Annotated in this window: 10 protein-coding genes; 3 read left to right on the forward strand and 7 right to left on the reverse strand. The window is 66.6% G+C overall.

What is annotated here, in order from left to right; all coding sequences use genetic code 11:
* Positions 1–152 precede the first annotated feature (152 nt).
* The 7 genes from OG948_RS14860 to typA form a co-directional block, all read right to left on the reverse strand.
* Positions 153–1,796 (reverse strand): ABC transporter substrate-binding protein, encoded by a 1,644-nt coding sequence (locus OG948_RS14860; RefSeq protein ID WP_406296906.1) that lies wholly within the window; start codon positions 1,794–1,796, stop codon positions 153–155.
* Positions 1,797–2,290: 494 nt separating this feature from the next.
* The gene (locus tag OG948_RS14865) at positions 2,291–3,424 is read right to left on the reverse strand and encodes an ABC transporter ATP-binding protein (protein WP_406296908.1); all 1,134 of its coding nucleotides are present in this window, start codon (positions 3,422–3,424) and stop codon (positions 2,291–2,293) included.
* 44 nt (positions 3,425–3,468) lie between these two features.
* Positions 3,469–4,686 carry an ABC transporter ATP-binding protein gene (locus OG948_RS14870; RefSeq protein ID WP_406296909.1) on the reverse strand — a complete coding sequence of 406 codons (1,218 nt, stop codon included), beginning with the start codon at positions 4,684–4,686 and terminating at the stop codon, positions 3,469–3,471.
* A gap of 13 nt (positions 4,687–4,699) precedes the next feature.
* On the reverse strand, positions 4,700–5,686 hold the full coding sequence (locus OG948_RS14875) for an ABC transporter permease (protein ID WP_406296911.1): 987 nt from the start codon (positions 5,684–5,686) through the stop codon (positions 4,700–4,702).
* Positions 5,687–5,816: 130 nt separating this feature from the next.
* On the reverse strand, positions 5,817–7,580 hold the full coding sequence (locus tag OG948_RS14880; RefSeq protein ID WP_406296912.1) for an ABC transporter substrate-binding protein: 1,764 nt from the start codon (positions 7,578–7,580) through the stop codon (positions 5,817–5,819).
* A gap of 134 nt (positions 7,581–7,714) precedes the next feature.
* Entirely contained in the window at positions 7,715–8,758 is a 1,044-nt protein-coding gene (locus OG948_RS14885; protein ID WP_395870455.1) for an ABC transporter permease, read from the reverse strand.
* Between the two features lie 324 nt (positions 8,759–9,082).
* Positions 9,083–10,948, reverse strand: coding sequence for a translational GTPase TypA (gene typA / locus OG948_RS14890; RefSeq protein WP_020556603.1), 1,866 nt, complete (start codon positions 10,946–10,948; stop codon positions 9,083–9,085).
* A gap of 201 nt (positions 10,949–11,149) precedes the next feature.
* Between typA and OG948_RS14895 the strand changes: the two genes are divergently transcribed.
* From OG948_RS14895 to OG948_RS14905, 3 genes are all read left to right on the forward strand, one after another.
* Positions 11,150–11,959: a hypothetical protein gene (locus OG948_RS14895; protein ID WP_406296914.1), complete on the forward strand. Its 810-nt coding sequence runs from the start codon at positions 11,150–11,152 to the stop codon at positions 11,957–11,959.
* 292 nt (positions 11,960–12,251) lie between these two features.
* Complete coding sequence (locus OG948_RS14900) at positions 12,252–12,575, forward strand: hypothetical protein (protein ID WP_406296916.1); 324 nt, start codon at positions 12,252–12,254, stop codon at positions 12,573–12,575.
* Positions 12,576–12,579: 4 nt separating this feature from the next.
* The gene (locus OG948_RS14905; RefSeq protein WP_395870448.1) at positions 12,580–13,401 is read left to right on the forward strand and encodes a hypothetical protein; all 822 of its coding nucleotides are present in this window, start codon (positions 12,580–12,582) and stop codon (positions 13,399–13,401) included.
* Positions 13,402–13,476 lie beyond the last annotated feature (75 nt).

Genomic DNA, 13,476 nt, shown 5'->3' on the forward strand with positions numbered 1-13,476 from the left:
CTCCTGCTGTCGTCGTCGGCCCGAAGCGAGGGATCGGACCCGCAACCGGCGCCGCGGATCGCACGTCGCCGGCCCGGCCCGCCACCGGCAAGGTCCGGCCGCACCCGGGGGTGCGGCCGGACCGATGTCAGCGCCGGGTCATATCCGGATCACTACTTGACGGTGACCCCGGTGAATTCCGGGTTGCCGTACGGGTCGAACTGGACGTTGGAGACCCTGGTCGAGGAGCCGGCCTTGGTCACGTAGTACCACAGCGGGATGGACGGAACGTCCTTCGTCATCTGCTGCTCGGCCTGCTGCCAGAGCTTGACGCCGTCGTTCTGGTCCGGGGCGGCCATCGCGCGCTTGGCCAGGTCGTCGAACACCGGGCTGGAGTAGCCCGAGTCGTTGGAGCCGGCACCGGTCATGTAGATGTCGGACAGGAAGTTGTCCGGGAACGGGTAGTCCGCACGCCAGCCGGTGCGGTACGCACCGGTCATCTTCTTGTCGGTGATGTCCTGACGCGCCACACTGAACTCGGGGTACAGCTTCGGCTCGCAGGCGCCCGGCTGCTTCAGCGCCTCGTTGATGCTGTTGCAGACCGCGGTGACCCATTCCTTGTGCGGGCCGTCCGCGTTGGTGGCGATGGTGAACTTGCCACCGGGGATGCCGCCGCCGGCCGTGACCAGCTCACGGGCCTTGGCCGGGTCGTACTTGGTCAGCTCGCCGGTGATGTCCTTGCTGTAACCCGGGATGTTCGGGGCCAGCCAGTCGGTCGCCGGCTGCTCGGCGCCCTTGTAGATCGCCTTGACGATGCTCGCCCGGTCGATCGCCATGGACAGGCCCTGACGGACCTTCTCCTTGCCCGGGGCGCCCCAACCGGCGTCGTACAGCGGGAAGCCGATCTTCTGGATCGAGAACTGCGGGGCCTCGATCGCGCGCTCGCCCAGGTCCTTCTTGAAGCTGCCGACCGCCGACGCCGGGATCTGGTCGATCACGTCGAGCTTGTTGTCGCGCAGCGCCGTGTAGCCGGCGTCGTACGTGGTGTACATGTCCAGCCGCACACCGTTCGACTTCGGCTTGTCGTCACCGGCGTACTTGTCGTACTTCTTCACGGTGATCGACTTCTTGTGGTTCCAGCCGCCGTTCGCGGTGTCGAGCTGGAACGGACCGTTGCCGATCGGCGCCTCGCCGTACTTCTTCGGGTCCTTGAAGAACTCCTGCGGCAGCGGCGAGTAGACCACGTAACCCAGGCGCGACTTGAACGACGAGACGGGTTGGATCAGCTTGATCGTGAACGTGTTGTCGTCCACGACCTTGAGGCCGGTCATCTCCTTGGCCGTCGGCGCCCCGGTCTTCGGGTGCAGCGCGTCGAAGCCCTCGATCAAGTTGAACCAACTCGAGTTGATCTGCTTGTTCTCGGAGTTGGCGCCCCAGTTCCACGCGTCGACGTAGGACTTCGCCGTGACCGGTTCGCCGTTGTGGAAGGTCCACCCCGGCTTGATCTTCACGGTGTAGTTCGTCGAGTCCGGGCTCTCCACCGACTGCGCCATGGCCGGCACGGGCTGGCCGGTCTTGACGTCGTAGGTGTACAGACCGCGGAACATCAACTGAAGCGCGTAGAAGCCACCAGTCTCGTTCGAGTTCGCGGGCTGAATGGCGCTCTGCGGCTCGGTGGCGTACGAGGAGTAGTAGCCGGCGGGGAGCCCGCTGCCGCCCTTGCTGCCCTTGTCGTCATCGCTGCTGCCACACGCAGTCGCGGCCAGGCCGAGAACGGCCATACCCACGACCCACTTCACGCGCGTTGTTCCGCGCATGGGTTGCCTCCTCATGGAATCACTACCGAAGTGAAGTGCAACGGGGCTCCCAAGCGGGAAGCTTCCGTCACAGCTGCTCGTAGAGTCGGCGCCCCCGAGCGCGTGACCAGGTTCCGAGCACAAGCGGATCTACTATCCGTCACCGATTGGCTGCGACCAATCCCCTGCAGGTTTCAGTTTGATCACGTAAATCTGTGATCAATCTCGAAACCCAGACATATGAGACCAGTAATGAAGCTGCATCAAACGGACACCATGTACCGCTGCCCGGAGCATACAGTCCGATGAACGAACACCCACAGCACGGTCCCTACCTCGTCTCATAAGGCGAGAATAGCTACCGAGCGTGACGACGCTCACCCGGCCGAGACGGCCTCCGCCGGCGCGTCGGATCCGGTTCAACGCGCGTAGCTGACCTGCAGGAAAGCACGAAAAACGGGATGCCACCAAATCGGTGGCATCCCGTTCCGGAGTGCGATAGAGGGGCCGGGTCGTTACTCCGGGTCCGAGACGATGCCCGCTTCCAGGGCCGCCTCGATCCGTTCCTCGGGCATCTCCTCCTCCGCCTTCGCGGTCGCCTCCAACGGTCCGGGGAAGTGGCACGCGACGCGATGGCCCTGGAGCAGGCTCTCGATCCCGATCAGCGGGGGCTCCTCGCTCGCGCACACGTCCTGCGCCTTGGGGCAGCGGGTCCGGAACCGGCAACCCGACGGCGGGTTGATCGGCGAGGGCATGTCCCCGAAGGCGTGCACCCGTGTCCGGTTCGAGCCCTTGTCCGGGTCCGCCTCGGGCACCGCGGCCAGCAGGGTGTGCGTGTACGGGTGGTGCGGGTTCGAGTACAGCGAGGTGCGGTCGGCGATCTCCACGATCTTGCCGAGGTACATCACCGCCACCCGCTGGGAGAAGTGCCGGACCACCGCGAGGTCGTGCGCGATGAACACGAACGCGATGCCCAGGTCCCGTTGCAGGCCCTGGAGCAGGTTGATCACCTGCGCCTGGATCGACACGTCGAGCGCGGAGACCGGCTCGTCGGCCACGATCAGCCGAGGTTGCAGCGCGAGCGCGCGGGCGATGCCGATGCGCTGGCGCTGCCCGCCGGAGAACTCGTGCGGGAAGCGGTTGTAGTGCTCGGGGTTCAGGCCCACCCGCTCGAGGAGCTCCTGGACCCGCTTCTTTCGGCCACCTTCGGGATCGATCCCGTTGACCTCCATCGGCGACGCGATGATCGCGCCCACCGTCTGTCGCGGGTTCAGCGACGAGTACGGGTCCTGGAAGATCATCTGGATCTCGGTACGGATCGGCGCGATCTGCCTCCGGGTGGCGTGCGTGATGTCCTTGCCGTCGTAGCGGATCGTGCCGCCGGTGGGTTCGAGCAGCCGGCTGATCAGCCGGCCGGTCGTGGACTTGCCACAGCCGGACTCGCCGACCAGGCCCACGCTCTCCCCCGCCGCGACCGACAGGTCGATCCCGTCGACCGCGCGTACGTGCAGCGTCTTGCGGCGGACCAGACCGCCCCCCTTGACGGGGAAGTACTTGACCAGGCCGCGCACGTCGAGCAGCGCCTCGCCGGGCGACGCGGGCGCGGGGTCCGGGGTCGGCGCCGGGGACTCGCTGATCGTCTCGGTCATCGTCGTTCTCCTGCTTTCTACCGTCGTCGGCCGGGCTTGGGCGGTCAGCCGAGCAGCGGGCGGACGTCGTCGATGAAGATCCGTTGCTTGTCCTCGGCGCTCAGGTGGCACGCGGCGCCGCGACCGTCCACCAGGGCGAGCGGCGGGCGCTCGGTCGAGCACCGGTCGCCGCCGACCACGTCGACATAGTCGCAGCGCGGGTGGAACGGGCATCCCGAGGGCGGGGACAACAGGCTCGGCGGAGTGCCGCGGACCGGCCGCAGCGGGATGTCGACGTCGCCCGAGAGGTTGGGCATCGACGACAGCAGGCCCCACGTGTACGGGTGGCGGGGGTTCTTGAGCACCTCGCGCACGGTGCCCTTCTCGACGCTGCGGCCCGCGTACATCACGAGCACGTCGTGCGCCATCGACGCGATCACGCCCAGGTCGTGCGTGATGAACAGGATCGCGGTTCCGAACTCGTCCTGCAGGTCCCGCAACAGATCCAGGATCTGCGCCTGCACCGTCACGTCGAGCGCGGTCGTCGGCTCGTCGGCGATCAGCAGGTCGGGGTCGCAGACCAGGGACATCGCGATCATCGCGCGCTGGCGCATGCCGCCGGAGAAGTGGTGCGGGTAGTCGTTCACCCGGGTCTTGGGATTGGGGATGCCGACCCGGTCCAGCATCTCGATGGCCCGCGCGTGCGCGTCGTGCCGATTGGCACCGGTGTGCCGGCGGTAGGACTCGGCGATCTGCTCGCCGACCGTGTAGAACGGCGACAGCGCGGTCAGCGGGTCCTGGAAGATCATCGAGATCCGGCGCCCGCGCAGGTCGCGCAGTTTGCGCTCGGGCATCCGGACCAACTCGTGGCCGTCGAATCGGATCTCGCCGTGGATCTTCGTCCGCTCCCGGTTGTGCAGTCCCAGGATGGTCAGCGAGGAGACCGACTTGCCCGATCCGGACTCGCCGACGATGCCGAGCGTGCGGCCCTTCTCGACGTCGAAGGACAACCCGTCGACGGCCTTGACCACACCGTCCTCGGTGCTGAAGTGCACCTGCAGGTCCCGGACCGACAGGAACGCGTCGGGCCGGTCGCCGGAGGAGCTCGCATCCCGCTGCTTGATCAGGCTCGGGGTGCCGTCGGTGGTGTCGGTGCCGGCGGCCATGTCCTGCTCCCGGGCCTGTTCGTCGGAGACCGTGACATCCGTGGATGCCGCGGGCGTGGTGGGCTTTGACGCTTCGGATTCGGCGGGGCTCGTGGCCGCGCCGCGGCGGAGTCTCATCGCGGGCCGCCCGTCATGACAGCCGCACCCGGGGGTCGATGGCCGCGTAGGCCATGTCCACCGCGAGGTTGGCGAGCATCGTGAAGGTGGCCGCGACCATCACCACGCCCATCATCATCGGCAGGTCCGAGTCGACCACCGAGGTCACCGCGAGCATGCCGATGCCGTGCAGGCTGAAGGTGGACTCGGTGATGATCGTGCCGCTCATCAGGACGCCGATGTCCACGCCCAGGACGGTGACGATCGGGCTGAGCGCGCCGCGGAAGGCGTGTTTGATGTAGACGCTGCGTCCGGACAGGCCCTTGGCCTTGAGTGTTCGGACGTAGTCCTCGGACAACACGTCGACCATGGTGGATCTGGTGAGGCGGCAGTACATCGCCATATGGATCGTCATCAGACAGATCCACGGCAGCAGCAGAGCGGATGCCCATCCTCCGGGGTCACCGAAGAACGATGGGGGGTCCGTCGGTCGGTCGAGCCATCCGAGTTGCTGCACGAAGACGTAGATGAAGAGCGGGCCCAGAACGTAGATCGGGGCGGAACCACTGAGCAGTGCGACGCCGGTGGTCACCTTGTCCGTGGTCTTGCCGCGCTTGAGCGCGGCCAGCACGCCCATCCCGATGCCGATCGTGGTGCACAGCAGGATCGCGCCGATCGCGAGCGACAGGGTCACCGGGAAACGGTCGGACAACTTGTCGAAGACGTTCTCGTTGTTGGCGAACGAGTAGCCCAGGCAAGGCGCGTCGCAGGCCTTGTCGCCGATGGTCCGGCCCGTGAAGATCCCCGAGATGAAGATCCAGAACTGTTCGATGAGGGGTTTGTCCAGGCCGAGGTTCTGCCGGACGACTTCGCGCATCTCCGGGGTGCAGTTGCGACCGCACGAAAGTCGTACGACGTCGTCGGCGCCGGAGGCCGCGAAGAAGAGATAGAAGGTGATGCCGCTGACGACGAGCAGGATCGCCACTACGCCGATCAGCCGACGGACCAGGAATCGAAGCATGAGGCCGGGCTTCCTCCGCGATGTGCCCAGGGGGTGGATCCGTCCCGCCGCGTCGGTCCGGGACCCCCGTCTCGGGGTCCCGGACCGAACGCTTCACCGTCGGATCAACCGGAAGAGGGGCTGACGGCTACTACTTGACGAAGACGTTGTGCAGGTCGATCGCACCGTGGATGTTCAGCCCGGCCCCGCCGATCTGCGGGCCGTAGACGAGACGGTGCCGCTGGTACAGGTACGGGATCGTCGGCACGTCTTCCATGATCTTCTGGTCCAGCTTCATCCACTCGACCGCCTGCTGGTTCACGTCCGTGATCTTGAGGATCCGGTCGATCTCCGTGTTCACGCTCGGGTTGTTGTACTGCGAGTAGTTCTCACCGTCGTCGACGACCTTGCGACCGTCGAAGACCGGGGTGTAGACGGTGGCGCCGGTCGGCCAGTCCGCGCCCCAGCCGGCCCAGTACAGGTCGCAGGGGGTGTCCAGCTTGCCGATGACGTCGTAGTACTCCTTGTCGGAGATCTCCTTGCGCTCCATCTGGAAGCCCGCCTTGTTCAGCGAGTCGATGATGGGCAGCGCGCGCTCCTGCTGGGTCTTGGACGTGGTGAAGCAGAAGACGACCTTCTGACCGACCTTGCCCGCCGCTTCCAGCATCTGCTTGGCCTTGGCCTGGTCACCGTCCGGCGGCAGACCGTCGAACAGGCTCTTGTACGGCGCGAAGCCGAGCTGGGTCACCGAGGCGAGCGAGTTCGCGAAGTCGCCCGCGGTCGGGCCGCCTTCGGCCAGTCGGGCCGAGTTGCGCGGGAACGCGGTCAACATCGCCTTGCGCACGTTGACGTCGGTGATCCGCTTGTTGTTGATGTCCCAGCGGTTCGTGTACGGGCCCACGGCGTCGGTGACCCGGTTCTTGAGCGCCGGGTCGGTCGCGATCTGCTGCGCGAAGTTGGCGTCGGGGCGCTCGTTGAGGGTGAACGCGGCGGCGTCACTGCCGGCCGCGGCGGTCAGCCGCTGGAACTGCTGCGGAGCCGCGACCCCGAGTTCGAACTTGAACTGGTCCACGTACTGGTGCCGGATCGCGTCGGTCGCCGGGTCCCAGTTCGTGTTCTTGTCCAGGATCAGGGCCTTGTCCGGCTCGTGCGTGATGATCTTGTACGGACCGCTCGCGAACGGCTTGCGGTCGTTGTCGTCCTTGGTCTCCTTCGCCTTCGGCATCGGCGCGGAGGTACCCATGGCGACCGCGAACGGGAAGTCGGGGTGCGCCTCGGTCAGCTTGAAGATGATCGTCTTGGCGTCCGGAACCTCGATCTTGTCCGGACCCAACTCCTTGCCGTTGAACGGGCCTTCGTACACCTCGAAGTAGTTCTCGGTGCCCGTGAGCCACTGCTGCACCCACTTGGGGCCCTGGTTGTAGGCCTTGTGGAAGGAGCGCTCCACCCCGTACTTGACGTCCGCCGCGACGATCGGCGTGCCGTCCTCGTACTTGAGGTTGTCCTTCAGGGTGAACTTCCAGGTCTTGCCACCGTCGGTGGTGGTGCCCGGGTCCGTGGCCAGGTCGCCGACCAGCGTGGTCTTGTCGCCCTCCTTCTTGTAGAAGGTCAGGCGCCGGGAGACCAGTTCGGAGATGGTCATCAGGTTGCTGACGTACGCGCGCTGGGGGTCCAGGTGCGCGAAGCCGCTGCGGTTGAGGACGCCGGCCACGCCACCCTTCTTGGCACCGGGGATCTCGGCGGCGGGCCCCTTCGAATCGGCGGCCGTGCCCACCGAGACGGCCGCGGTCTTGGCCTGCGGCTTGCCCTGCTCTTCCTTCTCGTCCCCGCCGCCGCTGCTGCACGCGGACGCCGAGACCGCGAGGGCCCCCACTGCGAGCAACGCGGCGAACCGGTGCTTCCCGGTCGTTGTCATGTAATCCCCTCATCAAGTGATCCGGGTTGACCCGGCTGGTGCCTTACGGCATGCAAGGAAGTGCCAGAAGCGGACGCGAAGGCCGTGACGGAACGCGGTTTATGCGCGTCGACCAGGGACGTGACCACGCCCCCTCATCGGTTGGCCTTGGGGTCCAGCGCGTCGCGGACCGAGTCGCCGAAGAGGTTGAAGGCGAGTACGAAGATCACCATCGCGGCGGCCGGGAAGGCCATGTACGTGACGTCGCTCTGCATGTTCTCGAAGCCCTTGTGGATCATCCGGCCCCAGTCGGGGGTCGGCTCCGTCATGCCGACGCCGAGGAAGGAGAGCGCCGCCTCGGTGGTGACGTAGGTCGGCACCTCGATCGTCGCGACGATCAGAATCGGGGTCCACAGGTTGGGCAGCAGCTCGCGGAAGATGATCCGCCTGGAGCTCGCGCCGCTGATCTTGGCGGCTTCGATGAACTCGCGCTCGCGCATCGACAGCACCTGCCCGCGCAGGATGCGGGCGATCCGGCACCAGCCGAAGAGCGACAGCACGATGATCAGCGCCGTGGCCCGCAGCCAGGTCGGCGTGGTCTCGCGGTCGCTCACGAACAGCGCGAGGGCGATCGGCGTGAAGGCGATGAAGAACAGCTGCGACGGCATCGCCAGGAGGGTGTCGATCACCCGACTGATCACGTAGTCGGTCCGACCACCGAGGTAGCCGGCCGTGATCCCCAGGATGGTGCCCATGATCGTGACGATCAGCACCACGATGACCGCGAGCAGCAGGGACGTCCGGATGCCGTAGACGAGTTGGGTCAGCACGTCCCGGCCCAGCGTCGGCTCGATGCCGAACCAGTACTCCCCGGACATGCCACCGTTGGGCGCGATCGGGAACCCGCGGGAGTTGAGCAGCCCCGGCTCGGTCTGGCCGTAACGCGTGTAAGGGTTCTTGCCGTACAGCTTCGAGATCAAGGGCGCGGCAAAAGCGATCACGAAAAAGAAAACCACTATGGCCGTCGAGACCATACCGATACGATCCTTGCGAAAGCGCCGCCATGCCAGTTGGCTCGGCGAACGCCCGACGATCTCTTTCGGTACGGCGCCGACGCCCGTTTTGTCGAGCATCGCGCCGGGTTCCCCTGAAGCCGGGGGTCCGCCCGCTTCCGGGACCAGCTGGGGTTGCATGGTCATTGCCGCAAATACCCCCGAGGTGAGGTCGGGTTCGACCGAGTGCCGTTTGGTTTGGTGGCCGCACGGACTCTCGCAACCCAATTACCCGGACGTCAAGAGGCAGTCAGAGTAAACCTTGAAACGAAAAGTAATTAACATTTACGTTTCTTTGGAAGTTCGAAGTTGATCGATTATTGATCGAATATTTCGCACACATAGCCAACATAACGAATATAACCGGGCAAAGATATCGACTTGGTCTCAGCATGCGAAAAGCCGGTGACCTGCGGATTCGACCGCAGGTCACCGGCTCGTTTCGGGTCGCCGAGGGCGACCGTCAAATGATCAGCGCTTGGCACGCGAGGCCGAGCGGCCACGCTCCTTCTGATCGAGAACGACCTTGCGGATGCGCACGGTCTCCGGGGTCACCTCGATGCACTCGTCCTCGCGGCAGAACTCGAGCGCCTGCTCCAGCGACAGCTTGCGCGGCGGGATCAGCTTCTCGGTCTCGTCGGAGGTCGAGGAGCGCATATTCGTGAGCTTCTTCTCCTTGGTGATGTTGACGTCCATGTCGTCGGCGCGCGAGTTCTCGCCGACGATCATGCCCTCGTACACCTCGGTGGTCGGCTCGACGAACATCTGGCCGCGCTCCTGCAGGTTCATCATCGCGAACGGCGTCGCGACACCCGCGCGGTCGGCGACCAGGGAGCCGTTGTTGCGGGTCCGGATCTCGCCGAACCACGGCTCGTAGCCCTCGTGCACGCTGTGCGCGATACCGGTGCCCCGGGTGTCCGTGAGGAACTCGGTGCGGAAGCCGATCAGGCCACGCGCGGGCACCACGAACTCCATCCGGATCCAGCCGGTGCCGTGGTTGGTCATGGTCTCCATGCGGCCCTTGCGGGACGCCAGGAGCTGGGTGATCGCGCCGAGGTACTCCTCGGGCGAGTCGATGGTCAACCGCTCCACCGGCTCGTGGATCTTGCCGTTGACCTCGCGGGTGACCACCTGCGGCTTGCCGACGGTGAGCTCGAAGCCCTCCCGGCGCATGGTCTCCACCAGGATCGCCAGGGCGAGCTCGCCGCGGCCCTGGACCTCCCACGTGTCGGGACGCTCGGTGGGCAGCACGCGCAGCGACACGTTGCCGACCAGCTCGCGCTCCAGGCGGTCCTTCACCAGGCGCGCGGTGACCTTGTGGCCCTTGCCGCCCTTGCCGACCAGCGGCGAGGAGTTGGTACCGATGGTCATCGAGATCGCGGGCTCGTCCACCGTGATCAGCGGCAGCGGACGCGGGTCCTCGGGGTCGGCGATGGTGTCGCCGATCATGATCTCCGGGATACCGGCGATCGCGATGATGTCGCCGGGACCGGCTTCCTCGGCGGGCTTGCGCTCGAGCTGGTCGGTCATCAGCAGCTCGGTGATCTTGACCCGCTCGATGGTGCCGTCGTGCCGGCACCACGCGGCCTGCTGGCCCTTGCGGATCGTGCCCTGGTGCACGCGGCACAGCGCGATCCGGCCGAGGAAGTTGGACGCGTCCAGGTTGGTCACGTGCGCCTGGAGCGGCGCGCCCTCGTCGTACTCGGGGGCCGGGATGGAGTCCAGGATGGCCTGGAAGAACGGCTCCAGGCTGTCGCTGTCGGTGGGCACGGTGCCGTCGGCGGGACGCACCAGGGTGGCCACACCGTCCCGCGCGCACGCGTAGACGATGGGGAACTCGATCTGCTCCTCGGTCGCGTCCAGGTCCATGAACAGCTCGTAGGTCTCGTCGACGACCTCGGAGATGCGCGAGTCGGGACGGTCGACCTTGTTGATGCACAGGATGACCGGCATCTTCGCCGCGAGCGCCTTGCGGAGCACGAAGCGGGTCTGCGGAAGCGGGCCTTCCGAAGCGTCGACGAGCAGCACGACACCGTCCACCATCGACAGTCCGCGCTCCACCTCTCCGCCGAAGTCGGCGTGGCCGGGCGTGTCGATGATGTTGATGGTGACCGTGGGGCCACCGTCCTTGGGGTGATAGGCGACGGCGGTGTTCTTCGCGAGAATGGTGATGCCCTTCTCGCGCTCCAAATCGTTGGAGTCCATCACCCGATCGTCCATCTGGTGGTGGGCACTGAACGTGCCCGCCTGCTTCAGCATGGCGTCGACGAGGGTGGTCTTGCCGTGGTCGACGTGGGCGACGATGGCGACGTTGCGGATGTCATGGCGCGTGGGCACGGCTGCGTGTCTCTCGGCTTCAGTCGGGGATGCTACGGACGGGCCGGCGACCGCGAGCCTCCTCAGCCGCGCGATAAGCGTCGCGCGAACCGGCCTGCCTCCTCGGCGCCAAGGTCAATCGTACGGGGAGGAGCGTCCCGCGCTCGGTCCCGGCGCCCGTCGACCGCCGTTCGAAGGCCCCACAGGGCAGAATCCGTAGGTGTGAGCGAGTCTGGCGAGTCCTTCAACGAGCGCATCCGCAAGCGGTGGTCCCGACGGGCCGCCGACCGGCAGGACGGGACCTTTGGACCCGTTCCATCCGATATGGGGGCCGGCGGGACGCCCCCGTCGTCCGATCAGGGCACCCCGGCGGGGCGGGCCCGGCTGCTGTACGAGCGGGCCACCGAGGCGTATCGCGACGGGGATGTCGCAATGGTCGAACAATTGGCCGATCTGATTCCCGAGGGGCCCGAAAGTGAGCCCTATCGCACTTTCGCACGGGTCCAGGCGCTCGAGGCGCACGCCGACGACGCCGCCGCGGCGGCCGTCGCCCGGGCCTACCTGGACCGGATCGGACCGAGCCACCCGGCCTGGGACACCGCCCGCGCGCTGTTCGGCGAGGTGATGGTGCAGGCGCTGATCATGGGCACGGTGCCGCTCGCGGACAACCTGGCCGCCGCCGAGGAGGCACTGCGCAAACCCGGTGATTCCTACCTGCATCCCTCCGGCGCGACCATCCGGCTCGAATCCGAGGACGACGAACCGCTGCTGATGGTGTTGCACGGAAACGCGCCGAAGGCGGTACGGGCCGCCAAACGCCTGGTGGCCACCGAAAAGCGTTCGTCGCGCGCCGGGCACGCCGACGCGTTGTGCACGTTCGCGCTGTGCGTGTGCGCCGAGGGCGACATCGTCGCCGCGCGCGAGGCGCTCGCCGAAGCGGAGCGCATTCTTCCCGGCCGGCCGCGAATCGGCGCGACCCGCACCCGGGTGGAATCCAGTCCGGCGGCCACGATGCGCATCGAGGATCGTTAAGCCTCGCGAAGATCGTTAAACCTCGACTTTCCCGCGCGTCGCGGAGATCCTCGAACCCCGTTCGTCCTGATCACCGGAATTCGATCTTGTTCCTCGAAGATCGAATTCCGGTGATCTTTTCGTCGTTGATCATGTTTTCCCGATCTGTGACCCATCAGATGCTCGAAACACTTTCCATCGATTGATCGTTCGCGCCAGACTGCCGACGATCCCACCTCGGGAATCAATGGCAAGTCCGCAACACCATCCCCATCCCCCGGCCCCCGACGACGTGGCGCCGGAAAAGCAGGAGGTGAGCGCGATCTTGACGAATCGGGCGCAAGAGGACCTGGCTCTGGCCAGGCGCAGGCTCGACGATCTGGCACGCGCGGTGCGCGCTCTGCGCCGCACGCTCGGCGACACGTACGGCGTCCGCAGGCTCTGCGACGACGTGGAGCGGGCGCGGAGCAGTCTCGGCTTCCTGGCCGAGACCGTCGCCGAGAGCGAACCGGCGGTCGTTCCCGTCCCGACGCCGACCGAAGTGATGTCCGACCTGCCTTACGACCCGGTCCTCTTCGCGGACGCGGACGACGAAGGCGTGGGTGGCATGCGACCGCCCCGCCGCACAGGAAGGTGACGTCTTGGCTACAGGGACGACGGGACCCGCCGGCGGTACCGGCACCAACGCGCCCGGCCGGGCACAGATCCAAGCCCGGCATCTGCGCACGGACCGCTGGTGGCTCTCGCCTGCGGTGACGGTGTCCATCCTGTCCGCGTTCATCGTCTATTCGACCTGGCGCGCGTTCGCGAACGACGACTACTTCGCCGAGCCGTACGTGTCGCCGTTCTACTCGCCGTGTCTGGCGTCCAAGTGCGACAGCATGCCGATGAGCGCGAACGCGCCACTGTTCGGCGACTGGTGGGGCCTGTCCCCCGCGCTGCTGATCCTGATCTTCCCGCTGGGCTTCCGGCTGACCTGCTACTACTACCGCAAGGCCTACTACCGGGGCTTCTGGGCGTCGCCGTCGGCGTGCGCGGTCCCCGAACCGCGCGGCTCGTACTCGGGTGAGACCCGGTTCCCGCTGATCGTGCAGAACATCCACCGCTACTTCTTCTGGTTCGCCACGATCGTGGCGGTGATCCTGTCGTGGGACGTGCTGATCGCGTTCCGCGACGAGCACGGCGCCTGGGGGCACATGGGGCTCGGCACGCTGGTGCTGCTCGCCAACGTGTTGCTGATCTGGGCGTACACGCTGTCCTGCCACTCGTGCCGGCACATCGTCGGCGGCAAGCTCAAGCACTTCTCCAAGCACCCGGTGCGCTACCGCTTGTGGGGCTTCGTCAGCAGGCTCAACGGCCGGCACATGGAACTCGCCTGGGCCTCGCTGTTCAGCGTCGCGCTGGCCGATCTGTACGTGTACCTGGTCGCGAGCGGCGCCTTCGACGACCCCCGCTTCTTCTGAGCGCGCCTGCTCCGAGCGCGCGCTCGCGCAAGCTTCGCCGGTTCGAGCGCGCCTGTTCCCGGTCGCCCGCCTCGA

Origin of the sequence: Embleya sp. NBC_00888 (assembly GCF_045207655.1) — a bacterium.
GTDB lineage: Bacteria > Actinomycetota > Actinomycetes > Streptomycetales > Streptomycetaceae > Embleya.